Genomic DNA, 23906 nt, shown 5'->3' with positions numbered 1-23906 from the left:
TGCCATATGTCGGAACCCATACTGGTGACCCGCGCACTGACCAAAAAGTACGGCGGCGCTGCGGCGGTGGAGGGCGTGGACCTCTATATCGAAAAAGGGCAGATCTACGGCCTGGTGGGGCGCAACGGCGCGGGCAAGACCACGATCATCCGCATGCTGACCGCCCAGACCGTGCCCACCTCCGGGGAGATCGAGCTCTTCGGAGAGACCGATGAGAAGGGGATCTCCGCCGCCCGGGCCCGGGTCGGGGCCATGGTGGAGATCCCCAGCTTTTACCCCTATCTGACGGCGCGGGAGAACCTGGAGTATTACCGCCGCCAGAGGGGGATCCCCGGGGAGGCCTGTGTGGACCGCGCTCTGGAGCAGGTGGGCCTCCACGACGCCGGCAAAAAGAAGTTCAAGCAGTTCTCCCTGGGGATGAAGCAGCGCCTGGGGCTGGCGCTGGCCCTGATGAACCATCCGGATCTGCTGCTGCTCGACGAGCCCATCAACGGCTTGGATCCGGAGGGCATCGTGGAGTTCCGCAGCATCCTGCTGGAGCTCAACCGCCAGCGGGAGACCACCATCCTCATCTCAAGCCATATCCTCTCCGAGCTGTCCAATATCGCCACGCATTACGGCTTCCTCGACCAGGGGAGAATGTTGGAGCAGGTCTCGGTCGGACGGCTGAGCGAAAAGTGCCGGGCCTGCCTTCAGCTCACCGTCGACGACGCCTCCCGGGCCGCGCTGGTACTGGAGCAGCGGCTGGGGACTCGGGACTATGAGGTGCTGCCGGGGAATATCCTGCGGCTCTATCATTTCCTCGACCGCCCGCAGGATGTGACGGCGGCGCTGGTGGAGGCCGACGTGGCCCTGTTCAGTGCGGAGAACAAAAACACCACCCTGGAGGACTATTTCCTGAGCCTGATCGGAGGCGTCCGCCATGGTTGATTATATTCGGGCAGAGGTCTACAAGGTCACCCACAGAAAATACCTGTGGGGGTTTCTCCTCATCGTGGGAGGGCTGGAGGCGCTGCTGGTGTGCATGTGGGCGTGGATGAACGGCGATATGACGAACATGTCCGCCTCAACTGGTTTTACCATGGTGCTGTATCTGCTGACCATGGGCTATTATGCCTCCGCCATTACCACGGATATGGTCTTTTCCGACCAGTATAAATTCAATACGCTGAAAAATGAAGTGGCATACGGCATCCCCAGAGCCCGAATTTATCTGGGCAAGCTGGCGGTGGGCTGTCTGGTCTCTCTGGCGTCTTGTGTGGTGATCCTACTCTGGTACGGCCTTCTGTGCAAAGTTCTGCTGCCGGGAGACGGGGCCTGGCTGGAGGCGCTGAAGTGTGTGGGCTTTGCCCTGCTGGCGGCCCTGCCTGTGTGGCTGGGCGCCCAGGCGCTCTTTTACATGTGCTTTTTCCTCTTGAAGAGCAGTACTGCGGCCAGCCTCATCGCCGTAGGCGTGGTGGCCCTGATGGGACAGATCATCGCGCTCCTGGCCCTGGTCGTGAGAGTGCCCTCCCCGATGGCGGGGGAACTGCTGCTGCGGCTGCATGATATCCTGCTCACCACTCCGCTGGAGGGCATTATGGACCGCATCGGCGACTGGTCTGTGGTGGGCTGGGCCTGGGCCGTGGGGATCGGATGGTTCCTGGCGACCACCGCCGCAGGCGTCCTGACCTTTCGAAAAAGGGAAATCAGCTAAGGGGGTGAACCGCCGTGCTCAACTATCTCAGCGCCGAGCTCTGGCGGATGACCCGGCGGCGGCTGGATCTGATCTGGTGCGCGGCCTACCTGCTCTTGGTGGGCGTTGTGGCCCTGTCCTGGACGGGCGCGCCCCTGCATCAGACCATGGAGGGCTTCCGCGATTTCCTGGTGATAGGGCTCTATCTCGGCTATCCCCTGGCCGCTCTGGCAGACGGGGAGGCCAGGCGCTTGGGGACGCTGCGCAATGAGGTGTCCTACGGCCTGCCTTGGGGCCGCATCTATCTGGGCAAGCTCTGCTCCGCTCTGCTGGCGGGTACTGTGCTGTTCCTACTGACAGCGGCCGTCTTTTTCGCAGTGGGATTCCCGCTCTCGGAGCACCGGCAGATCCAGCCGGACCGCCTTCTCCTTGCCTGGGCAGGGCTGCTGACGGGGACACTGTCGGCGTTTCCGCGGTATATTGGGGCGGTGGGACTTGCTCATCTTCTGTGCTTTTCCCTGCGCAGCAGCGGTCTGGGCGCGGTGGTCTATTATGGATATCTCACCTTCGGGGAGCTGTTTCTGAGTGCGGCACAAATCCACGGCCTGGGGCCTTTGGGGCTGCTGATCAACTCGGTGGCGGAGGCGGTGCGGCCCTACCTCCTCACAAGCGGCTTTTTCACTTACGGCACTGAGGCCGTGCCGCCGGGGGTCCTTGAGAGCTGGATCACGGGCCTTTTGTGGCTGCTCCTCACCTCGGCTGTGGGGCTGGTCCTGTTCCGGCGGAGGGAGATCCGGTGACAAGGAGGTCGAAATATGCTCATAACAGCCGCCCTGCTGCTTGCCGCGCTGTGCGCGGCGCTGGGCCTGCGGCTCTATACGCTGGAGAAGGACATCCGCTCCTGTGCCAGGCAGCTCCGGGAGCTGCCGGGCGCGCCGGTGCGGATGGCGGCGCCCAATCGGGCCGCCGAAGAACTCCTGGCCTCTATCAACGCGCTGCTGCGGCTCCGTCAGGACGACGCGGCGGAGCACCGCAGGCAGGAGCGGGCCATCCGGCAGCAGATATCCAACATCTCTCACGACCTCCGCACGCCGCTCACCTCTATTTTGGGCTATCTCCAGCTTTTGGAGGGGGATAGCCTCACGCAGGAGGAGCGAGGGGAGTATCTGGAGATCGTCAGGGGGCGGGCCAAAAGCCTCCAGAGCCTGATCACCAGCTTCTACGAGCTCTCCCGGCTGGAGGGGGGAGAGTACCCGCTCTCCAGGGAGAAGGTGGACCTCTATCACATCCTCAGCGAGCTGGCGGCAGAGTTTTATAACGACTTCGAGGAGGCCGGGTTTGAGACCACTGTGGAGCTGGCGGAGAACCTGCCCGCCGTGATGGCAGACCCCGCGGGGGTGCTGCGGGTCTTTACCAACCTGATCCGCAACGCCCTGGAGCATGGCCAAACGCGCATGGATATCCGCCTCCGCCGGGAGGGGAGCGAGCTGCTCTCTGTCTTTGCCAACGACACCTCCGGGCTGACGGAAGAGGATGTCCAGCACGTGTTTGACCGGTTCTTTACCGCGGACAAGATGCGCACCGGCCAGTCCACCGGCCTGGGACTGGCCATTGTGAAGGCCCTGGTGGAGCGAATGGGACACCGGGTAACGGCGGAGCTGCACGACGGCATGTTCTTTATCACGGTATACTGGAAAACAGGCGGGCAGGTTGACAAATGAAAGGAAAAAGGGGCGGCTCTTTGTTGTAAGAGCCGCCCCTTTTTGCGCTGAAAAACCAGAGGCTTTTAGGGGAACAAGAGAATATGCTGAAAATATTCCCCGATCTTTCTCACTTTTTGTCACAAACAGAAACTTTGACAACGTAGCAGATTAAAGTGTTGCAAAAGTAGAGTTGTTGATTTATGATAAGGAAAAAAATTGATTTCATAGATAGACAAAACATAACCGCAGACTTTCATCACACGGGAGGCGCCGTCCATGCGAAGGTACATTGTCAAACGAATCTTATTGATGCTCCTGCTCCTGCTGGGCATGAGCTTTATCGTGTTTGCAAGTCTCTATATCGCCCCCGGTGATCCCGCCACCATGGTGGCGGGCCCCAGCGCCACGGAAGCGGACATTGAGGCGGTGCGGGCCAGCCTGGGATTGGACCGCCCTTTTTTGGTGCAGTATCTGCTCTATCTTAAAAATTTGCTCACCCTGAATCTGGGCACTTCCTACACCTCGCGACAGCCCATTCTGGACGAGATCCTGGTCCGTCTGCCCAACACTTTGAACCTGGCCTGTGCCAGTATGATCCTGGCCGTACTGGTGGGCATCCCCTGTGGGATCCTCACGGCGCTGAAAAAGGACAAGCTGGCAGACAACATTCTGACCACAAGCTCGCTGGTCGGGATTTCCATCCCCAATTTTTTGCTGGGGACCCTGCTGATGTACGTCTTCTCCGTCAAACTGGGATGGCTTCCCACCGGCGGCATGACGCACTATTTCTGGACGGCCACCGGGTTCAAGCAGGCGATCTTGCCGGCCATCGCCCTGAGCACGGCCACCATCGCCAGCTTTACCCGCATCGGGCGCTCGGCCATGCTGGACGTGCTCCAGTCCGACTACATCCGCACCGCAAAAAGCAAGGGACTCAAGCGGAAAACCATCATTCTGGGACACGCCCTGCGCAATGCGCTCATCCCGCTGGTCACGCAGTTTGGCACTAGCTTTGGCGGCCTGCTGGGCGGCGCCATCATCACCGAACAGGTGTTCGTGATCAACGGCGTGGGCACTTATCTGATCACCGCCATCAACAACCGCAATTATCCGGTGGTGCAGAGCACAGTGCTGGTCATTGCCACCATTTTTATCCTGATCAACCTTGCGGTGGATATTCTGTACTGTGTGATTGATCCGCGCATCAGTTATGAATAAGGAGGGGAGCACGATGGATGAGAGTAACAAGCACGGCAATCCAGTCCGTGCGGCCTTTCAGAAACTGCTTCAGAATAAACTGGCCACGGTCTGCTTTGTGGTCCTGATTCTGGAGATCCTTCTGGTGGCCCTGGCCCCTTTTATCGCGCCCTATGGGTATGAAGAGCAGGACCCAGCCCATGCGCTGGCCCCGGGCTTCTGGGCCCAATGGACGGCGGTGACCGATCCTGAGGACTCGAAATACAACGCCCGGGATCAGTATGTGCCCGGCCATATACTGGGAACAGACCAGTATGGGCGGGATACGCTCTCACGCCTCCTGTACGGCGGGCGGATCTCCCTGATGGTGGGCTTTGTCTCCACCGCCATGGGGCTGGTGGCCGGCGTCATCTGCGGTCTGTTGGCGGGATACTATAAGCGGCTGGACAATCCCATCATGCGGGTCATGGATCTCCTGTTTACCTTTCCGGGCATCCTGCTGGCCATGCTGATCATCGCGATGCTTGGGGTCAATACCTTCAACGCCATGCTGGCCATCAGCATTTGGTCCATTCCCAGCTTTGCCCGGATGGTCCGCGGCAAGGTGCTCCAGGTGAAGGAAGAGGACTATATTATGGCCACCCGCTCCTTGGGCGCACAGGACTCCCGCATCATTTTTGTGCACATCTTGAAAAATTGCCTGCCTGTGATCATCGTCATCGCCACGATGCGCATGGCCACGTCCATCATCTCCATATCCACGCTGAGCTATTTGGGCATGGGTGTGACGCCGCCCATGCCGGAGTGGGGAGGGATGATCGCCATTGGCAAGCAGTACCTGTGGGACCGGCCCAGTCTCATTTTCATCCCCGGCATCGCAGTCATGATCACCGTCATCTGCTTCAATATTTTGGGGGATAAGCTACGGGACATCCTTGACCCCAGCCTGCGGGATTAAGGGGTGCCTGTCGGCCTACAAGCCGGCGTGTCAATATAATCCATATGAAAAGGAGAGAATACCATGAAAACTTGGAAGAAACTCGTCAGCCTTACTGCGGCCTGTGCTCTGGGCCTCAGCCTGCTGGCCGGGTGCAGCGGCACCACCACGCCCAGCGGCACGACACCCGGCGCCAGTGCCAGCACCGAGGGAGACGCAGGCGAGGGAAAGATGTTCAACATCGTCCTCACCGCACCCTTTACCGGCTTTGACCCCCTGCGCACAAACGACAGTGCCTCCACCTATGTCAACGCTCAGATCTATGAGACCCTGTACCGCATCAACCCGGAGACCGGTGCGTATGATTCCCTGCTGGCGGTCAGCGAACCGGAATATTCTGAAGATGGTCTGACCGTGACCATCAAGCTGCGGGAAGGGGTCACCTTCCAGGATGGGACGCCGTTCAATTCCGAGGCCGTCAAATACACCTTCGAGCTGATCCAGGATCCGGACTTCGGCTCCGCCCGGGCCTCCATCGCCGGTTCTATCGAGTCCATGGAGTGTCCTGACGAGAATACCATCGTATTCCACCTGCTGTATGAGGACGGCGTGTTCCAAGCCAAGCTGGCCCATACCAATTCCGCCATCGTTTCTCCCACCGCCCAGCAGAATCAGGACCTGATGACCCAGCCCTGCGGCACCGGCCCCTACTCCTTTGTCAGCTCCGTCTCCGGCTCCAATGTGGTCCTGACCCGAAACGATAACTATTGGGGCGAGGCGCCTGCCATCAAGGATGTCACCATGACCATCATCAGCGATGAGTCCACCGCCGTGTCCCGCATGGAGACCGGCGAGGCCGACTTCATGCCCAAGATCAGTGTGGAGCAGCTCTCCCGGGTGGAGAACAACGCCGGACTGACCGTCACCACCTCCGAGGCCGCCCAGATCTACTATCTGGGCATGCGGGCCACCTCCTCCGTCAATCCCGTCATGGCCGAGAAGGACTTCCGTACCGCTCTGGCAATGGGTATCGATAAGGAGGGCTATGTGGAATATATGATGCAGGGCTATGCCGAGGTGGCAAACTCTGTGATCGGGCCCAAGATTTTTGGCTATGCGGAAGAGGCGGAGAACCATAACATCGCGTATGATCCCGAGGGGGCCAAGGCCATCTTGGACGCCCATCCCGGCTGGGCCGATGAGGAGATCCTGTTCCTGGTGCCCAGCACCCCGGTCTATTCCAGAATGGGCGAGTATTTCCAGTCTAGCCTGACGCAGGCGGGCTTCAACAACATCAAGATTGAGACCATGGACTGGTCCGCCTGGCTGACGGAGAGCAAGGTGGACGGACGTTATGACATCACCCTGGCCGCCTGGTCCAATGTGACCCGCGACGGCTCCGAGCTCATGGAGCCCAACTTCCACTCCGTGAACGGTCAGCAGCGCGTCCGCCTCCTGCCGGAGGACGCGGCCTTGGTGGACGGCTATATCGACGCCAGCAAGACCACCTCTAACGCGGAAGTCCGTACGGAGAACCTTCTGAACTGCAACGCCGTACTGATGGACGAGGCCTATGTGCAGCCCATCTACAACTCCACCAATCTCTTCTGCTACAGCAATTCGTACACCGGCATCACGCTGGATGCCGGCGGCACCTTCTATATCCTCGATTTCGATTACGCGGGCTGAGAAAACAGCGAAGCAAGCGCGCTGACGCCGGCGCCGGAGCGGGTGCGTCCCGTTCCGGCGCCCGGCGCCATCGGCTCATGGCGTAAGTTCTGCCCCCCAACAGGCAGGGGGGCGGACCTTAAACTATGAGCAGAATATCCGCCACCTCAAAGGGAGGCCATGATTCCATGGGAAAAAAGTGCTTGAAGTAAAAGATCTGGTCACAACCTTCCGGATCGGCAAAAAAGAATATGAGGTCCTGCGGGGCGTCTCTTTTGATATCGAGGAGAACGAAACGCTGTGCATGGTGGGCGAGTCCGGCTGCGGCAAGAGCGTCACCACGCTGTCCATTATGGACCTTCTTCCCAACAATGGCCGGGTGGTGTCCGGGAGCATCAAGCTCAACGGACAGGAGCTCACCACGCTTTCGCCCAAGGAGCGCAATGCCCTCAGGGGGAAGCAGATGGGGATGATCTTCCAGGAGCCCATGACCGCCCTCAATCCGCTGCTGACCATTGGCCGTCAGATGACGGAGGGGCTGCGGCTGCACCTGGGTATGAGCAGGGAGGAGGCCTATGAGACCGCCGTCTCCTATCTGGAGAAGGTGGGGATCGCGAACCCCGGGGATCGGATGAAGCAGTACCCGTTTCAGCTCTCCGGCGGCCTCCGGCAGCGGGTGATGATCGCCATGGTGATGGCTGCCCAGCCCAGTCTGCTCATCGCCGACGAGCCCACCACCGCTCTGGATGTGACCATCCAGAAGCAGGTGCTGGTCCTGCTCAACCGGCTGAAAAAGGATGTGAGCACGGGGATACTCTTTATTACCCATGACCTGGGGGTCGTGGCGGAGATCGCGGACCGGGTGATCATCCTGTACTCCGGACGCAAGGTCGAAGAGGGGAGCATTGAGGCGATCTTTTCCAGGCCGCTGCACCCTTATACCGTGGGCCTTATGAAAGCCGTGCCGAACGTGGATGTGGACGACTTCGACATCCAGCCGATCCCCGGGACGTTTCCCAACATTACCGAGGAAATCGGCGGATGCAGGTTCCATCCCCGCTGCCCCTATGCCACGGACCGCTGCCGCACGGAGGTCCCGGCGGAGATGGAGATTGCGCCCGGCCACTTCGTCTGCTGCCATAAGGTAGAGGAGGAGCACAGATGAGCCAAAAGAAAAAGGTGCTTCTGGAACTCAAGAAGCTGAAAAAGTATTTCCCTGTCCGCCGGGGAGTCCAGATCAAAGCCCTGGAGGATGTGTCCTTTTCCATTTATGAGGGGGAGAAATTCGGTGTGGTGGGCGAGTCCGGCTGCGGCAAGTCTACCTTGGGCCGTGTGATTCTCCAGCTCTATCCCCAGACCAGCGGAGCCTGTATCTACTACGGTCGTACGCGGGATGAGATGTGTCCCAGATATCTCGCCAAGGAGGTGGCCAAGCTCCCGGAGTATCAGAAAAAGGCCACGGAGTTTTATCAGAAGTCCCTGGAAGTGGAGCGGAAGGCGGTGCCTCTCCGGCAGACGATAGAGGCCCTCTCTGCGCACGGCACCAGTAGGGAGACCAAGCGGGAGGCTGCGCTCCAGAAGCGGCTGAGCGAGTTGGAATTCAGGGCCAAGGAGCTGCGCAAAGACGCCTCCCGGCAGTTGCGGGAGGGCTCCCGCACCGTGGGCTCCCTGATCCTGTGCAAAGAGCTGCCCGCCATACAGGCGCTTTTTGACAAGGCACAGAAGGAGACGGCCGCCGCCGCGGCCGCCACCCGGAAATATCGGGAGCTGGAGAAGCAGTTCGAGCAGGCCCGGGTGGAGGGAACGCCTGACAAGGGCCTGCAGGAAAAGATGGAGAAGGCCGAACGGGAGATCGCCGGGCATGTGGAGGCCTCCCACAATTATCGGCTTCAGGCATTCCAGGAATACAGGGGCCGGGATATCCTGCCCATCACGGAGCGGACGCAGGACCCGGAGTATCAGGCCAAGCTGGACCGCAATTATGAGACGGGCATCAATTTGGGCAAGCTGACCCGGAGCGAGATGCGGGAGATGCGGCGGGAGATGCAGATGATCTTCCAGGACCCGGCCGCCAGTCTGGACCCCCGGCAGTCTGTGGGAAAATCCATCGAAGAGGTCTACGTCATCAACACCGATTATCCGGCCCCTGTGCGCAGGGAGAAGACCATGGAGCTGCTGGAGCGGGTGGGCCTCAAGAGGGAGCACTATTATTCCTATCCCCATGCCCTCTCGGGCGGTCAAAAGCAGCGGGTAGGCATCGCAAGGGCCATCGCGCTGGACACCAGGTTTGTCGTGCTGGATGAGTCTGTCTCGGCCCTGGACGTATCCGTGCAGGCCCAGATCCTGCAGCTTTTGAATGAACTCAGCAGGGAGAAGCATCTCACTTATTTCTTCATTACCCATGACCTAGGCGTGGTCAAACACTTCTGCGACCGTATCCTGGTCATGTATTTGGGAAATGTCTGTGAGTTGGCGGAGAGCAGCGCGCTCTTCCATAAACCGCTGCACCCCTATACGGAGTCGCTGCTGGCCGCCGTGCCGCGGCTGAAGGTAGGGCAGGAACACTCCACCGAGTTTGTGCTGGAGGGGGACGTCCCTAGCGCCATGACGCCTCCCAAGGGCTGTCCGTTTCACACCCGCTGCTCCAAGTGCATGGAGATCTGCACCAGGGAAAAGCCGCCTGTGGTGGAGCAGGAGCCCGGCCATTTTGTGGCCTGCCATCTGTATGACAAAAAGAAGGAGGAGACAGAGGTATGAAGGCTCTCTTTGATCCGGCATATCAGCGATATCCCTCCCAACGCTACCCCATCTATGCCCGCGGGGGAATGGTAAACGCATCCTCGCCCCAAGCTGCCGCCGCCGGACTGGAGATCTTGCGGCGCGGCGGCAATGCGATGGACGCGGCGGTGGCCGCCGCCGCCGCCCTTACTGTGGTGGAGCCTACTGCAAACGGCATCGGGTCCGATGCCTTCGCCTTGGTATGGGTGGAGAGGGAGCAGAAACTCTATGGGCTCAATTCCAGCGGTCCCGCTCCTATGGAGGCGTCTATCCGGCGGGTGCTGGACGACAACAACGACGAGGATGGGAAAATGCCCACCTATGGCTGGACCCCCGTCACGGTATCCGGCGCGCCCATGGCCTGGGCGGAGCTGGCGGGGCGGTTTGGCCGCCTGCCTCTTTCCCAGAGCCTGGCCCCTGCCGTGGGCTATGCCAGGGAGGGCTATCCCTGTGCGCCCAATCTCGCCCTCATGTGGAGGCGGGCTTTTGAAAAGTACAGGGAGACCTGCACCGGCGAAGTCTTTGACGAGTGGTACAGCACCTTCGCGCCGGAGGGGCGGCCCTATGAGGCGGGAGAGATCATACGGCTCCCCCATCATGCCGACACCCTGGAGGCCATCGGGGAGACCAATGCCGCCGCTTTCTACACCGGAGAGCTGGCCCGGAAGATCGACGCGGACAGCCGGAAGTTCGGCGGATATCTCCGGTATGAGGACTTGGCGGCCTACAAGGCCCAGTGGGTGGAGCCGATCTCCGTGGACTACCGGGGCTATCAGGTCTGCGAGATCCCGCCCAACGGCCAGGGCATTGCGGCTCTCATGGCCCTCAACATCCTCAAGGAGTTTGCCTTCCACGAGAAGGACTGCGCGGAGACCTATCACCGGCAGCTGGAGGCCATGAAGATGGCCTTTGCCGACGCCTTCCACTATGTCACCGACCCCAGGTTCATGAAGCTGGACTACCACCAACTGTTGGAGCCGGACTATGGGGCCCAGAGGGCGGCAGAGATGGGGGAGACGGCCCGGATCTACTCTCATGCGGCCCCGCCCAAGAGCGGCACCGTCTACCTTTGCTGCGCCGACGGAGAGGGAAATATGGTCTCCTTTATCCAGTCCAATTACATGGGGTTCGGCTCCGGCGTGGTGGTTCGGGGAACCGGCATCTCGCTCCAGAATCGCGGCCACGATTTCTCCCTGAACCCGGAGGACATCAATGCGCTGGCACCCGGCAAACGGAGCTATCACACCATTATTCCCGGGTTCCTGATGCGCTCCGGCACGCCCGTTGGTCCCTTTGGCGTGATGGGCGGCTATATGCAGCCCCAGGGACATCTTCAGGTCGTCATGAACTATGTGGATTTTCACTTGGACCCCCAGCAGGCGCTGGACGCGCCGCGGTGGCAGTGGATGCGCGACAACTCCGTTACGGTGGAGACCCGCTTCGATATGGAACTGGCCCGCCAGCTCCAGAGGAGGGGCCACAGCATCCAGACGGAGCTCTCCACGCCCAGCTTCGGTCGGGGACAGATGATCGTCAGGCTGGACAACGGCACTTTGGTCGGAGGGACAGAATCCCGCACCGACAGCAATATTGCCTGTTTCTGAACATAGGGCAGTCAAGAGACGTTTGGTTTTTTGACAGCGTGAGGGCCGGCCCCGGCGGTGATCGTCGGGGCCGGCCCAATTTTTCAAACAGCAAATTTGCTTGGAGCAGTGGTGTGGCGGTGGGGACCCGGAAAAGGAGGAAGGAAGTCTCAGCCCGGCGGCGAGGGGCAGAAACCCGCCGTCCTTTCATGCCCCGGCGTTGAGCCAGGCGGCCAAATCGTGGGCCGCCTTGCTGTAGAGGAAGACCCTTCCCCTGGCGGCGTCCCAGTGGTATGGGCCTGCAAGAGGGGTGGGTGTATCCGGGCATTCGGCGCTCAAGCGGGCTAGGTATTCATCCGCATAAGAGCCAATGCTGCGGTATACCAATTGGAGACGCCGCTCGCCCTCGGGGTAATTTCGCTCAAGCAGGGGAGCGAGTGTCTTCGATTCTTGTAGTGCATTCAAAATGCACGGCTTCTTTTCCCGCAAATTTCTTTACCCCCCTTTTTATACAGTATATCATAAATTTTTTAACGGCTATGTGGAAATATACGCAGATAACGTCTTGAAATGAGAAATAAAGCTGATTAAAATCGAGTCATTAAACGGATACTGGTTACAGGAGGCTGGGGAAGATGGGGTATGCTTATGCCGCCCGTGCCCGGTGGAAAACCATAATCTATGCGGTGACGGCGTTTCTGTTTTTGATTGTCCTCTCGGCGATTATCATTTGGAACGGTACGAAATTGTTGCAGTCAGTGGAAGATAGAACTTTGAATTATCTGAGGGATGTCGCGGGAGAGTCGGTCCAGTTGGTGAACGAGCGGATCGAAGGTGTGTTTGAGTCCTTGGAGCTGATCTCAGACAGTGTGGAGCAGTTGGAGCCGGAAGTAAGGCGGGATTTTCTGCTCCGCAAGGCGGAAATTTGCAGTTTTACAGATTTGGCTGTGGCAGATGAGACGGGGAAGGCTCAGTCACTAAACAACGGAACATGGGAGATGGGTGATCTGCCAATTTTCGCACATGCGCTGGAGGGGGGAGAACGGCGTTGGTATTTGGGGGGAATACATCGTGTATGCGGTGCCGCTCTCTGAGGAAGTGCCCTCCGCCCGGGTCTTGGTTGGAGTGAAGTCCGTAGATAAGATGCGGAAGTTGATTACAAACGACTGTTTTAATGGTCAGGGCAGTACAGGGGTGCTGGGTCAGGATGGGAACTATGTGGTTACACCAGAGAGCAGACCGTTTTTTCGATGATTAACAAGACAGAGTACCAGGAGACAGAGGATTGGGCCGTAGAACTGCAAGAAAACCTGCTGAAGGGACAGGCCGGCAGTCTGGTGCTGCATACGGATAGCGGGAAGGATATCCTTCTGGATTATCGCCCGCTATCGGTAGATGGGTGGTTTTTAGCTACGCTTATTCCCAAGGATATTCTGTCTTCAGAAGTGGATCGCTTCATCTCGCGTACCTTTGCCATCACGGTGTTGCTGGTCGCACTGTTTTTGACCCTGCTGATCGCCACCATCAGTATGCAGAACCGGTACAGAAGCAAAATTGAAAAGATGTCGTTCTATGACCCCGTTACCGGCGGCGCCAGCAATGTCTATCTGCAATTTCAGGCGCAAGAGCTGATTCGGAAAGCGCCGCAGGGATGTTATGTTGTTGCTTCCCTAAATCTGAAAATCTGAGAAATTTCAGCCTCATCAATGAGTTTGAGGGGCGGCAGCAGGGGACCGGCTTTTGCGGGATGTCTGCGCTGCGCTCAGCGCGGAGGCGGATGGAGAGGGAGAGCTGGTGGCTAGGGGGGAGGCAGACACCTTTTACCTCTTCCTGCAAGGCGCGGAGCAGCCACAGATCGTCGAACGGCTGGGACGGATGGCCGGGAAGCTGGCGAATCTCAGAGACACCATTGGGCCCTTGAGAGCAAACACAGGGATTTACTGTATGCAGCCGGGAGAAGCGGACCTTGCGGATGCGGAGGCGTGTGCTGACGTCGCCCGAAAAAGCGTGGAAAAATCCTATCACAATACCTGTACCTTCTATAGTGAGAGCATCAAAAATCGCCAGCGGGACATGGCGACCATGCTCTATTAACTGGAGGGGGCACTGGAACGCAGAGAGCTGCAGATGTACCTGCAGCCCAAAGTCCGCGCTGAAAACGGCACGGTAGCCGGGGCGGAGGCCCTGGTCCGATGGGAGCACCCAGAAAAGGGGTTTATCAGCCCGGCCACCTTTATCCCGCTGTGTGAGGAAGATGGACTGATCTGTCAGGTGGACCTGCTGGTATTTGAGCAGGTATGCCGCTGCCTTTCCAAGTGGAGAGAGGCGGGGGTGGAGCCCGTCCCAATTTCGGTCAATGTGTCCCGGCAGCATTTCCGGGATCCGGAGTTTTTGACGGAGTACAGGCAACTTCTGGAGACCTGGAAGGTCCCGCCGGAGTGGATCGAACTGGAGATCACGGAGTCCATTATGTTTTCCAGCAGTGAATTTCAGTATGTAAGGGACTTTATCCAAACCCTGCACAAGATTGGATTCACCTGCTCTCTGGATGATTTCGGCTCCGGGTACTCCTCCCTCAGTCTGCTCAAGGATCTCCCCATCGACTGCCTGAAGCTGGACCGGCAGTTTATCATCGGCCGCTTTGAGGAGCGGAGCACCCGGACTGTGATCGAAATGATCATGAATTTGGCTCGAAAGTTGGGGATCATGACGGTGGCGGAGGGTGTGGAGCTGGAGGAGCAGGTGAGCTTCCTGCGGGAGGCCGGATGCGATCTGATCCAAGGCTTCTATTTCTCACGGCCCCTGCCGGTAGAAGAATTTGAGCGATACGCCTTTGGAAGAAGCCTCGGAGCCGGTGGAGAAGCAATCTGAGATAAAAGCTGGGCGGCGGGACATGTCACACATGTCCCGCCGCGTTTTTGCGGATGCCGGTTACCAACTGATCCAGCCGCTGGGCTTACGGGTCTCCAGGAGCTCCAGCGCGCCGCAGAGCATTTCCGCCGCGTCGGCACGGGTAAGGCCCTCGTTCAGGGCCAGCGCGCCGTCGGCATTGGTGCGGAGCACGCCCACCGTCTCCAGATTGACCGCCGCCTGGACCGCCCAGGCAGGCGCGGACGCCAGGTCACTGAAAAGCGTGGGGGTGGCGTCGGTGATCTGGAGCATACGGTTGAGCAGGACGGAAGCCTCCGCCCGGGTGATAGTGGCGTCGGGCTGGAAGACCACGCCTTCGCTGCTCTCGGAGCCCTGTACCACGCCGGACTTCAGGGCGGCGGACACGTAGCCCTTGGCCCAGGTGGGGATGGTCTCGTCGTCGGCGAAGCCGGTACGGGTGACCCCCTCCAGTGCGTCCAGCCCCACGGTGTGCATGGCAAGCGCGACAAACTGATCCCGGCTCACGGGAAGGTCGGGCTGGAAGTAGTACGTCCCGCCCATACACTCGCCGATGAGCACGCCCTGCTCCGCCAGCCGGAGCGCGGCGCGATAAGCGGGCACCCCGTCCATGTCGGCATAGGTCACCTTTGTGTTGGCCTTTTCGATTTTGACCTTGACGGTGGCGGGGGCGGAGGTGTTACCTACGGCGTCCACAGCCACATAGGTGAAGGAGTCCTTGCCGGTCTTGTTTTCGTAGGGCGTGTAGACGAATTCGGCAGAACCGTCCTCTGAGAGCGTGACCGCGCCGCGCTTGGGCTTGTCCACCAGACGGAAGGTAATGAGGTCGCCCTCCGGGTCAGTGGCGGCAAAGGTGCCGGTGATGGCCACGTTTTTATAGGTGGAAAGCTCCAGGTTTTCGGCGATGGGGGCGGCATTTTGGGCGGTGAGCAGGTAGAGCCCCACAGACACGTCCTCTCCGGCGGAACCGTCGGCAAAAACAGGGGTGAAGGTAAAGGTGGTGGCGGCGACGGTGGGAGCGGCGTTGGGCTGGAACGCCATCCCACCCACTGCGGACATCGCCACGGCGTCTCCGATCGCCAGGTCGGTATTGCCCATCGTGAGGACACCGGCGTTGAGATCGGGCAGGGAGGTGAGGATGATGGAGTCCAGGTCCTCCTCGCCGGACTGTACCACAAAATCAGCGGGGGAGAAGGAAAAAGTGCTGTCCACGGTGCCGTTTTTGGCAAAGGTGGCGACAGCGGGTTCCTCGGGCGCAGCCCCAAAGAGCTGTGCCGATGCGGGGAAAGCCATGGTGGCCGCCAAGGCCGCCATGAGGACCAGCAGCGTGGTTCTCTGGTAGATGCGGGATCGTTTCAAAGGGAAGACCTCCTTTAGCGTCATAAGTCAAGGCGTGGTCTTATTCTTGACGGTCCGCGTGAGATTATTCCATTGCGGGAAAGAAAAAGTATGCGATGGAAGAATCAGACGAGCCTGCATTCCCGCCACCTGCCGCGGAGGAAAAAGACGGCGCCGATCAAGGCGCCCGGAAAGGGGGCGAGCATCTCGGCCCAGCACAGTCCGGCAAAGCCGCCGCCCATGGCCAGGCCCAACAGCCAGGAGAGCCCCAGGCGCATGACCACGGAGTGCAGGAGGGCGTTGCCCATGGCGAGGCCGGGATACCCCACGCCGGTGGCGAAGGAGTCAAAAAGGTACATGGCCGCATAAGCAAGAAAGTTGAGGGAACAGCAGATGCGTAGATACAGCGTGCCCGCCGCCACCACCGCCGGAGCAGGGTCGAAGAGAGCGATGAGCCCGGGGGCGGTGAGGACGATCAGCGCCGCCGTGGCGCCGGAGCCGGCCAACGCGAGGACCAGGCCCGACCGTGCCGTTCGGGCGGCACGGTCGGGGGCGCCGCCGCCCATACATTGGCCGGCCATGGTGGTCACCGCCTGCCCCACAGCCCAGCAGGGCATGGCGGCGAAGGTGTTGAGCTTGAGACCCACGCCGGCCGCCGCGGCACAGGCGGTTCCGCAGGCGTTGAACAGGCCGGTGACCGCCAGATAGGAGAGGTTCACCACCGAGAGCTGTACTGCGGTAGGCAGACCGATGCGGAGAATGGATGCCCACCGCACTGGCCTGGGAAGAAGGTCCACCCTGCTGAGTGAGCGGAGAAACCCTCTGCGGCGCAGGGAGAACAGGGCAATGAAAAAGGAGAGAGCCTGCGCACAGACGGTGGCCATCGCCGCCCCCGCAGCGCCCAGAGCCAGAGGACCCACGAAGAGGAGATCCAGGGCGATGTTGGCCGCGGCGGCCACGGCCACATAGAGCAGGGGGCCTTTGGAGTCTCCCATGCCCCGCAGCACGGCACAAACGGCATTGTAGCCCAGGATAAAGACGGTCCCGATGCAGATAACGGACATATACTCCAGAGCCAGCGGAAGGGCGTCAGCAGGCACGCCCATCCACCTGAGGACGGGATCATAAGCGACAAGGCTCAGGGCGGTGACGGCGGCGGCTACCGCCAGGGAGAGGGAGAAGAGGCTCCCTACGGTCTCCCGGAGCGCGGCCCGGTCCTCCCGCCCCAGATACTGTGCCACCAGTACGCTGCCGCCGGTGGTGACGCCGGCACAGACGGAGGTGATGACGTAGCATATGGTGGCGCTGCTGCCGAGGGCGGCAAGTCCGGGGCTGCCCAGAAAGCGGCCCATCACGGCCATGTCCACCAGACTGTAGAGGGATTGGAGCAGGTTTGCGGCAAACAGAGGCAGCGCGAACCGGACAAGAACGCCGATGACGTTGCCGCGGGTCAGGTTGGTTTCCATTGAAATGATGCCTCACTTTGTATCAAAAATTCCAGGCAGAAGAGAAAAGGACCGCGGACAAGCAACGTCCGCGGTCCTTTATAGCTCCCCTGTGATCCATCGGCAGGCGCAACAAACAGGCCTGGAATCCCCAAGCCCATCCCGTATGCTCAGCCGATGAAGAGAGAAATCAGCTCCGAACAATGCTTCATCGGTTCATTTGTCCGGAGCGGAGTCTGATACAAAGCTGCATGAAGATGCGCCCTTTCTGTGTTCTGTGGCCATCATAGCCGGTGCACAGGAAAAAGTCAAGACTCCTATGCAAGAAAAATTTGTGATACACTGAAAAATACCGGCGGCGCGATAGCTCTATTGCGCTCCTGCTTCTCGGCGGGACCCTGCGTTTTGTACGCAGATTTCATCCATAATGGTGCATCTCAAACAGCATGGAGCCGATTTGGCACAAAGGAAAAGGAAGGACGAAAAAATGCGAATTATTGAAAATTTGATCTTGGCGCTGCTGCTGGCGCTGAGCACAACGGCCTGCGGGGGAGAAGGGCAGAGCGCGCCCACCGCCGCCCCAACGGAGGGCGCGCTGGAGGTTCACTATATCGACGTGGGGCAGGCGGATTCCGCGCTGATCCTCTGCGGCGGAGAGAGTATGCTCATCGACGGAGGCAATGTGGCCGACTCCAGCCTGGTGGTCTCCTACCTGGCCGACCAGGGGGTGGACTCTCTGGATTACGTGGTGTGCACCCACGCCCACGAGGACCATGTGGGAGGGCTTTCCGGCCCGCTGAGCCAGTATCCGGCGGAGCATGTGCTCGCCCCGGTGACGGAGTACGACACCAAGGCCTTTGAAAATTTCCTCAAGTACACGCGGCAGCAGGGGCTGGAGGTCACGTCTCCCTCTCCCGGGGATACCTGGACCGTGGGGGACGCCTCGGTGACGGTGCTGGGTCCGCAGAAGGCATATGAGGACACCAACAACACATCCATCGTCCTGCGCCTGGACTATGGAGAGACCTCCTTCCTATTTACCGGCGACGCGGAGCGGGATGCCGAGGCCGATATGCTGGAAGCAGGGGCTGCGTTGCAGGCCGATGTGCTCAAGGTGGGGCATCACGGCAGCAATACTTCCACCAGCTATCCCTTTCTTCGGGAGGTGGCGCCGGAGTATGCCGTCATCTCCGTGGGGGAGGGGAACGACTACGGGCATCCCCATGAGGAGACCATGAGCCGCCTCCGGGATGCGGATGTAACAGTTTACCGCACCGACCTGCAGGGACATATTGTGGCGACCAGTGATGGAGAGAGCATCTCCTTTGCGGTCCAAAAGAATGCCGGTGTTCCCACCAATCCCACTCAGGGAGCTCAGGCGGATCACTACATTGGAAATATAAACTCTAAAGTGTTCCATCGCCCGGACTGCTCGGGCCTCCCGGCGGAGCGGAATCAGGTGGAGTTCGCCAACCGGACGGACGCGGTGAACGCAGGGTACACCCCCTGCGGACGGTGTAAACCATAGAAAGGGCGCGGGCCCGGAGAGATAACAGGACGCCGGAGGGTGAAAGCATGGCCCGGCGGGAATCGATTGATTCCCGCCGGGCCATGCTTATGTGTGAGGGGGCCTTGCGCCTGCGCGGTGAGGAAGTGGGTGAACATAGCCGCGGCCCTGGCCCGACCGACCCCATCCCGGGGACGCAGCGTGCCCGCGCTGCCCTATCCGACGACTCCGCCGGAAAGCGAAATGCTGAAAACAGAAGACCCGAATCCTCAAAATGAGGATTCGGGTCTAACTTTATGGAAGAAAAGGGCCAAAATATAGGGCAGCAAGTTTTCTAAAATAAATGTATCTGGATAAAGGAGGAGTTTACGATGCGGCAGACCTACGGTTATATCCGGGTATCCACCCGCGAGCAGAACGAGGCGAGACAGCTCGACGCACTTTATAAAGCCGGGGTGGAGGAAAAGAAAATCTATATGGACAAGCAGTCGGGCAAGGACTTTGACCGGCAAGGGTATCAGCGACTGCTGCACCGGCTTCGTCCGGGCGATACGCTGTTCGTCAAGAGCATTGACCGGCTGGGGCGCAACTACAACGAGATCCTGGAGCAGTGGCGGCTCATCACGAAGGAGAAGAATGCCGCCATTGTAGTTTTGGATATGCCGCTTCTGGATACACGGCAGGACCGGGATCTGACAGGGACATTGATTGCGGACATCGTGCTGCAGCTTTTAAGCTATGTGGCGCAGACGGAGCGCGAATTCATTCGCCAGCGGCAACGGGAGGGCATTGCGGCGGCTAAGGCGCGGGGAGTGCGGTTCGGGCGGGAGGCCATCCCGGTGCCCGAGAACTTTCTGGAGGTCCGGGCGCGCTGGACGGGGGGCGAGTTCAATTCCCGTCAGGCTGCGGCCCTGCTGGGAGTCTCACAAAACACGTTTCTAAAATGGGAGCACATGCTTCGATTACAAAAAGAAAAGCAATTTCGCCAAAATTTCTGCTTTTGTGAGTAGAATTTCCTGCGCAGGGGAACAGTGCCATAAAAGGTTCCGCTATTCCTCTATTTTACATAGAACACGACATTATTTATATAATAATACTTTTGCGCAGGAAAGTCTGCATTTTTGCGCAGAATTGCACGCAAAATGAAATTTGTAACCATGCGGGAGAGAAGCCGATGCCCGTGCTGCTGAAAAGACTGGGAATATCGTGACGACGGCGCTGCTGGTGGGCAGCGCGGATACGACCGAGTGGTACTACGCCGACGTGCAGAAGGCCACCAACTCCCACAATTACGACCCGAAGGATGACGACGACGGGAATGTCTACGAGGTCTAGACCGGGCTGCGGCCAGTCCGCGACTGGGCGGCCCTGGAGCGGGCGTGGCCGGAGGCCAATTCCTCTGAGAGCCCGGTGAGGTCGTCTCCTCCGATACCGATTCGGTGTTCGGGGATTGAGAAGAAGCACGGAAAGAGGAGGGGGCGTCGGGTCCCCTCCTCTCATAGCAGGCATATCCGCGGGGGGAGGTGGGGAAAGGGATGGCAAAGCATACAAAACCTATCAAGGAGTCGGTATGGGCGTATTGCAGGCGGAATCGTCTGGAATCGGTCCTGATGCAGTGGCACCCCGTCAGGAACCGGGACATGACGCCGGACGAGGTGCCAGCGGGGAGTCACAGGCACGTTTGGTGGATGTGCAAACAGGGCCATGAATGGCAGGCGGAGGTCCGCTGCCGTACCCTCTATGGAAACGGTTGTCCCTTCTGCGCCAACCGCGCCGTACTGCCCGGCTTCAATGATCTGGCTACGCTGTACCCGGAGCTGGCGGCGGAATGGCACCCCACAAAAAACGGGGCGCTGACGCCGGAGCAGGTGTTGGCGGGCTCGGAAAAGCGGGTCTGGTGGCAGTGCGGGAGAGGACACGCCTGGCAGACTTCGGTCTCCACGCGGACCAGAGCGAACTGTCGGTGCCCGGTCTGTGCCGGGCGAACGGTGCTGGCCGGTGAGAACGATCTGGCCACGCTTTCCCCGGAACTGGCGGCGGAGTGGCATCCCACGCTAAACGGGGCGTTGACACCGGACATGGTGACGGCGGGGAGCAACAAGCGGGTGTGGTGGCAGTGCAGGCTTGGGCATGTATGGCGGGCGGTGGTCGCCCGCCGGAGCATGGATGGGGCGGGGTGCCCCTACTGTACAAACCGCAAGGTGCTGGCGGGCTTCAACGATCTGACGACAGTGCATCCGGAGCTGGTCAAGCAGTGGCATCCCACGCTGAACGGGGACCTGACGCCGGATATGGTAACGCCGGGGACGCGAAAACGAGCCTGGTGGATTTGTCCCGAGGGCCATGTGTGGAACTGCGCCATCTCCAGCCGGACGGCGGGGAGGCGGCCCAGCGGCTGCCCGGTATGCGCGGGCAAAGCAAAGGAAAACCCACGGTATGAAGCGGTTCTGCGGGCGTGTCCGGAACAGGAAAGCAGGAGGAGGGGCGGGAGCGATGGGTTTGATCCATTGGCGTGAGGCACAGCGGAAGCGCAGCCGGGCGGAGTCCGGACAGACGGCCGGAGCGCGTGAGAAATGCGTCCTGTGCGGCGGGGAGACGCCGTATCTGCGCACGGTCCCCATTGACCGGCGGGAGGGATATCTGGAGGGGGCCGGGCAATTGTGCGCGGCGTGCTGCCGGGAGATTTTTGAAAGTCCACAAGGGGGGGACCTTCTATAGCGGAGACAAATGCCGTTGTTTTTCCGCCGCACAGCGGCACAAAAGTCTTGGCTTCGCGCCCTGGAAGCCCTGCTCTGCAAGGTGTTCCAGGGCATCCCATTCCATTGGATGCGGGCTGTGTCCCACGGAGCTCCCCGCCCGCATCCGGCCATCTTCGCACAGCTTGCAAAGGTTCGATAGGGAAAGAGGGGCCGCTGCCATGGCAGCGGCCCCTCTTTGTCTCTTGGCGGCGTTTGAAATGCTTCCGGAGACAAACCGGGCAGCGCTGGGAAGCGCAGGCCCTAAACGTGGGAGGAGGCGTCTCAGCCCTTGTGGTCCTCCTTCACCTCGCCCATCTTGTAGGCTCGGAGGAGGGCCTTCAGGTCGTCCACCTGTCCCTGGAGCTCACTGCCGATATCGGTCTGTGAGATCTTCACGGTGGACTCCATCCGCTCGAAGATCATGGAGGAGGAGGCGATATCCTGATTCTCGCGGATGGCCTTTCCCTTGCCGGAAAAGGGCTGGTGGGAGACGATGCGGTAGCAGTTGGAGTTGTATATGAGGGTATAGCCCGCGATGCCGGTGGTGGGCTGGTAGGCCCGGCAGAAGCCGCCGTCAATGACAATGAGCTTGCCCCCGGCCTTGAACGGGCTCTCCCCCTTTTTGGACTTGACCGGAATATGCCCGTTGATGATGTGGCAGTGGGGACCCGCCAGGCCGAATTCGGCGAGGAGAGCGTCGCACACCGCAGGATCATGATAGTAGGTGTAATAGGCGTTCTTAGGCTCGGTCCAGGAGGACTCGTCCTTGATCAGCCGCCGTTCGAAGGTGGTCATGCGGTCCCGGCCAAAGAGCGGAGAATTGCGCCCGCACCAGAGGAACCACAGGAAATCCATGCCCGCAAGGCGCTCCGGGGAGCCGGGCTTGGCGTAATAGCCCTGTCGGGCCACCTTTTCCGCATGGTCCAGGAACGCGCGCCCGCCAAGATCCTTGCAGCCCACCACGCTGAATTTCATGATCTGGCCGTCAGGGGTGAGGGGGATGCAGCCGTGAAGCAGCAGATTCCCGTTGAATACCTTGTATAGCCCGCCCTTGGAATAGAGAAAGCGGACATGTTTTTGCAGCTTCTCGCTGCGCTGGAAGGACTCGGTGAGCTGGCCGATGACCTCGTCCTCCTCGGGAGAGAGCTCGTAGGGGTGTTCCCGGTCCACGGTGGGGAAATCGGTGTCGGCCAAGTCATATTTGACGTCCCCAATGGTGATGCATTTGTGCGCATAGTCGATCTTGTCCAGCAGCAGCCGGTCATCCATGCCGAAGCCGGGATTGCGCAGGATCTTCTGCCCCTCCAGCTTGAAGAGAATGACCGTAATGGCCTTGTGCATCCTGGCGGCCAGCGCTTTGTCCTTCTCTGTGTACTGCTCGGCGTCGTCTCCGGCGAATTTGGCGGCAAAGCAGGAGCAGTCGCAATCCTTGTAGATCTCATTGGCAAAAAGGGCCAGAGGCCGCAGAGAAATGCCGTAACCGGTCTCGATGACCTCCAGATTGTTGTAGTGGATGGAGTTGGAGAGTACGGTGGCCACCAGTGTGCGGCTCCCGGTGGCGGCTCCCATCCACAGCACATCGTGGTTGCCCCACTGGATGTCCACGGTGTGGTAATCCATGAGGGCGTCCATAATGATGTCCGCCCGGGGTCCGCGGTCGAACATATCGCCCACCATGTGGAGCCGGTCCACCACCATGCGCTTGATGAGATTGCACACGGCCACGATAAAGTCCTCCGCCCGATCGATGTCGATGATGGTGGAGATGATGTTTTCGTAGTGGTCCCGCTTGTCGTGAAACTCGTAATTGGTGTTGAGCAGTTCGTCGATGATGTAAGCATACTCCTTGGGCATGGCCTTACGGACCTTGGAGCGGGTATATTTGGAGGTGACCAGACGGCAGACGTCAATAAGGCGGTGAAGGGTGATCCGGTACCACTCGTTCCTGTCCTCGAGCTGTCCGGAGAGTTCGGAGAGCTTTTCCGACGGATAGTAAATGAGTGTGGAGAGCTGATCGCGCTCCGCCCTGGAAACACTGGTGGCAAAGAGCGCGTCCACCTTTTCCCGCACCACGCCCGAGGCGGAGTTGAGAATATGGAGGAAGGCCTCATATTCTCCGTGAACGTCGGAAATAAAGTGCTCGGTACCCTTGGGCAGGTTCAGGATGGTCTGGAGGTTGATGATCTCGCTGCTGGCCGCTTGTACCGTGGGGTACTGGCGGGAGAGCATTTGCAGATAGCGCAGATCTGGGGCGGCGCAGGCTTGTTTGGAATTCATCCGCAGGATCCTCCTTATGGTTTGCATGGATGCTGTTATTGTATCACTGAATGCGGGGAAAGGCACGATAAATTTTGCACTTTTTGCGCTAAAATCGTGTCAAAACATAGAGCAAATAAATATTTTAGCAATGAAATGTGAAAGGAATCAAAAGGATACCAGGCAGGCCTT

The 23906-nt window shown here is 59.7% G+C and carries 21 protein-coding genes and 1 pseudogene; 19 read left to right on the top strand and 3 right to left on the bottom strand.

Going from position 1 to position 23906, the window contains the following annotated elements; translation table 11 throughout:
- The first annotated feature begins 6 nt into the window (after nucleotides 1–6).
- The 14 genes and pseudogenes from SRB521_RS09820 (at nucleotide 7) to SRB521_RS09755 (ending at nucleotide 14412) form a co-directional block, all read left to right on the top strand.
- Nucleotides 7–930, top strand: coding sequence for an ATP-binding cassette domain-containing protein (locus SRB521_RS09820; protein ID WP_075703648.1), 924 nt, complete (start codon nucleotides 7–9; stop codon nucleotides 928–930).
- Entirely contained in the window at nucleotides 923–1696 is a 774-nt protein-coding gene (locus SRB521_RS09815) for an ABC transporter permease (protein WP_058117528.1), read from the top strand. The genes SRB521_RS09820 and SRB521_RS09815 overlap by 8 nt, the downstream gene beginning before the upstream one ends.
- Before the next feature lie 14 nt (nucleotides 1697–1710).
- Nucleotides 1711–2475: a hypothetical protein gene (locus SRB521_RS09810; RefSeq protein WP_075703649.1), complete on the top strand. Its 765-nt coding sequence runs from the start codon at nucleotides 1711–1713 to the stop codon at nucleotides 2473–2475.
- Nucleotides 2476–2490: 15 nt separating this feature from the next.
- Nucleotides 2491–3396: a sensor histidine kinase gene (locus tag SRB521_RS09805; RefSeq protein ID WP_116721775.1), complete on the top strand. Its 906-nt coding sequence runs from the start codon at nucleotides 2491–2493 to the stop codon at nucleotides 3394–3396.
- Between the two features lie 258 nt (nucleotides 3397–3654).
- The gene (locus tag SRB521_RS09800) at nucleotides 3655–4596 is read left to right on the top strand and encodes an ABC transporter permease (RefSeq protein WP_058117530.1); all 942 of its coding nucleotides are present in this window, start codon (nucleotides 3655–3657) and stop codon (nucleotides 4594–4596) included.
- Between the two features lie 13 nt (nucleotides 4597–4609).
- Entirely contained in the window at nucleotides 4610–5533 is a 924-nt protein-coding gene (locus SRB521_RS09795) for an ABC transporter permease (RefSeq protein ID WP_075703652.1), read from the top strand.
- Nucleotides 5534–5596: 63 nt separating this feature from the next.
- Nucleotides 5597–7201, top strand: a complete 1605-nt coding sequence (locus SRB521_RS09790; RefSeq protein WP_075703653.1) for an ABC transporter substrate-binding protein — start codon at nucleotides 5597–5599, stop codon at nucleotides 7199–7201.
- Nucleotides 7202–7379: 178 nt separating this feature from the next.
- Entirely contained in the window at nucleotides 7380–8345 is a 966-nt protein-coding gene (locus SRB521_RS09785; protein ID WP_116721774.1) for an ABC transporter ATP-binding protein, read from the top strand.
- Nucleotides 8342–9937, top strand: a complete 1596-nt coding sequence (locus SRB521_RS09780; protein WP_116721773.1) for an oligopeptide/dipeptide ABC transporter ATP-binding protein — start codon at nucleotides 8342–8344, stop codon at nucleotides 9935–9937. The genes SRB521_RS09785 and SRB521_RS09780 overlap by 4 nt, the downstream gene beginning before the upstream one ends.
- Nucleotides 9934–11562 (top strand): gamma-glutamyltransferase family protein, encoded by a 1629-nt coding sequence (locus SRB521_RS09775; protein WP_075703656.1) that lies wholly within the window; start codon nucleotides 9934–9936, stop codon nucleotides 11560–11562. The genes SRB521_RS09780 and SRB521_RS09775 overlap by 4 nt, the downstream gene beginning before the upstream one ends.
- A gap of 614 nt (nucleotides 11563–12176) precedes the next feature.
- Nucleotides 12177–12635, top strand: coding sequence for a hypothetical protein (locus SRB521_RS09770; RefSeq protein WP_116721771.1), 459 nt, complete (start codon nucleotides 12177–12179; stop codon nucleotides 12633–12635).
- Nucleotides 12636–12791: 156 nt separating this feature from the next.
- Nucleotides 12792–13229, top strand: coding sequence for a PDC sensor domain-containing protein (locus SRB521_RS09765; protein WP_075703658.1), 438 nt, complete (start codon nucleotides 12792–12794; stop codon nucleotides 13227–13229).
- A gap of 40 nt (nucleotides 13230–13269) precedes the next feature.
- A pseudogene (locus tag SRB521_RS09760) lies at nucleotides 13270–13635 on the top strand (hypothetical protein); the annotation flags it as partial.
- A complete protein-coding gene (locus SRB521_RS09755; protein WP_306812348.1) occupies nucleotides 13636–14412 on the top strand; it encodes a putative bifunctional diguanylate cyclase/phosphodiesterase in 777 nt (258 codons plus the stop codon). It abuts the pseudogene before it with no gap.
- 60 nt (nucleotides 14413–14472) lie between these two features.
- Here the strand turns inward: SRB521_RS09755 and SRB521_RS09750 are convergent, their stop codons facing one another.
- On the bottom strand, nucleotides 14473–15789 hold the full coding sequence (locus SRB521_RS09750) for an S-layer homology domain-containing protein (protein WP_242976527.1): 1317 nt from the start codon (nucleotides 15787–15789) through the stop codon (nucleotides 14473–14475).
- A 104-nt stretch (nucleotides 15790–15893) separates the two neighbouring features.
- Nucleotides 15894–17234: an MATE family efflux transporter gene (locus SRB521_RS09745; RefSeq protein ID WP_116721767.1), complete on the bottom strand. Its 1341-nt coding sequence runs from the start codon at nucleotides 17232–17234 to the stop codon at nucleotides 15894–15896.
- A 466-nt stretch (nucleotides 17235–17700) separates the two neighbouring features.
- On the opposite strand from SRB521_RS09745, the gene SRB521_RS09740 reads away from it, so the two are divergent.
- From SRB521_RS09740 to SRB521_RS09725, 5 genes are all read left to right on the top strand, one after another.
- A complete protein-coding gene (locus SRB521_RS09740; protein ID WP_075703666.1) occupies nucleotides 17701–18741 on the top strand; it encodes an MBL fold metallo-hydrolase in 1041 nt (346 codons plus the stop codon).
- A 350-nt stretch (nucleotides 18742–19091) separates the two neighbouring features.
- Nucleotides 19092–19730 carry a recombinase family protein gene (locus SRB521_RS09735; RefSeq protein ID WP_075703667.1) on the top strand — a complete coding sequence of 213 codons (639 nt, stop codon included), beginning with the start codon at nucleotides 19092–19094 and terminating at the stop codon, nucleotides 19728–19730.
- A 196-nt stretch (nucleotides 19731–19926) separates the two neighbouring features.
- Nucleotides 19927–20055: a hypothetical protein gene (locus SRB521_RS16710; RefSeq protein WP_257534815.1), complete on the top strand. Its 129-nt coding sequence runs from the start codon at nucleotides 19927–19929 to the stop codon at nucleotides 20053–20055.
- A gap of 200 nt (nucleotides 20056–20255) precedes the next feature.
- On the top strand, nucleotides 20256–21236 hold the full coding sequence (locus SRB521_RS09730; protein ID WP_116721766.1) for a zinc-ribbon domain-containing protein: 981 nt from the start codon (nucleotides 20256–20258) through the stop codon (nucleotides 21234–21236).
- A complete protein-coding gene (locus tag SRB521_RS09725) occupies nucleotides 21214–21438 on the top strand; it encodes a hypothetical protein (protein ID WP_075703669.1) in 225 nt (74 codons plus the stop codon). The genes SRB521_RS09730 and SRB521_RS09725 overlap by 23 nt, the downstream gene beginning before the upstream one ends.
- A gap of 302 nt (nucleotides 21439–21740) precedes the next feature.
- Here the strand turns inward: SRB521_RS09725 and SRB521_RS09720 are convergent, their stop codons facing one another.
- On the bottom strand, nucleotides 21741–23735 hold the full coding sequence (locus SRB521_RS09720; protein WP_075703670.1) for a fructose-1,6-bisphosphatase: 1995 nt from the start codon (nucleotides 23733–23735) through the stop codon (nucleotides 21741–21743).
- Nucleotides 23736–23906: the final 171 nt, after the last annotated feature.

The organism is Intestinimonas butyriciproducens, assembly GCF_004154955.1.
GTDB lineage: Bacteria > Bacillota > Clostridia > Oscillospirales > Oscillospiraceae > Intestinimonas > Intestinimonas butyriciproducens.
The sequence above is the reverse complement of the archived record's forward strand: the minus strand, read 5'-3'. Positions and strand labels throughout refer to the sequence as shown.

Coding starts and splice junctions, on each gene's coding strand:
- SRB521_RS09820 (WP_075703648.1), top strand. CDS start 7: ATGTCGGAACCCATACTGGTGACCCGCGCACTGACCAAAAAGTACGGC.
- SRB521_RS09815 (WP_058117528.1), top strand. CDS start 923: ATGGTTGATTATATTCGGGCAGAGGTCTACAAGGTCACCCACAGAAAA.
- SRB521_RS09780 (WP_116721773.1), top strand. CDS start 8,342: ATGAGCCAAAAGAAAAAGGTGCTTCTGGAACTCAAGAAGCTGAAAAAG.
- SRB521_RS09745 (WP_116721767.1), bottom strand. CDS start 17,234: ATGGAAACCAACCTGACCCGCGGCAACGTCATCGGCGTTCTTGTCCGG.
- SRB521_RS09800 (WP_058117530.1), top strand. CDS start 3,655: ATGCGAAGGTACATTGTCAAACGAATCTTATTGATGCTCCTGCTCCTG.
- SRB521_RS09725 (WP_075703669.1), top strand. CDS start 21,214: ATGGGTTTGATCCATTGGCGTGAGGCACAGCGGAAGCGCAGCCGGGCG.
- SRB521_RS09775 (WP_075703656.1), top strand. CDS start 9,934: ATGAAGGCTCTCTTTGATCCGGCATATCAGCGATATCCCTCCCAACGC.
- SRB521_RS09735 (WP_075703667.1), top strand. CDS start 19,092: ATGCGGCAGACCTACGGTTATATCCGGGTATCCACCCGCGAGCAGAAC.
- SRB521_RS09805 (WP_116721775.1), top strand. CDS start 2,491: ATGCTCATAACAGCCGCCCTGCTGCTTGCCGCGCTGTGCGCGGCGCTG.
- SRB521_RS09740 (WP_075703666.1), top strand. CDS start 17,701: ATGCGAATTATTGAAAATTTGATCTTGGCGCTGCTGCTGGCGCTGAGC.
- SRB521_RS09795 (WP_075703652.1), top strand. CDS start 4,610: ATGGATGAGAGTAACAAGCACGGCAATCCAGTCCGTGCGGCCTTTCAG.
- SRB521_RS09790 (WP_075703653.1), top strand. CDS start 5,597: ATGAAAACTTGGAAGAAACTCGTCAGCCTTACTGCGGCCTGTGCTCTG.
- SRB521_RS09765 (WP_075703658.1), top strand. CDS start 12,792: ATGATTAACAAGACAGAGTACCAGGAGACAGAGGATTGGGCCGTAGAA.
- SRB521_RS09770 (WP_116721771.1), top strand. CDS start 12,177: ATGGGGTATGCTTATGCCGCCCGTGCCCGGTGGAAAACCATAATCTAT.
- SRB521_RS09730 (WP_116721766.1), top strand. CDS start 20,256: ATGGCAAAGCATACAAAACCTATCAAGGAGTCGGTATGGGCGTATTGC.
- SRB521_RS09720 (WP_075703670.1), bottom strand. CDS start 23,735: ATGAATTCCAAACAAGCCTGCGCCGCCCCAGATCTGCGCTATCTGCAA.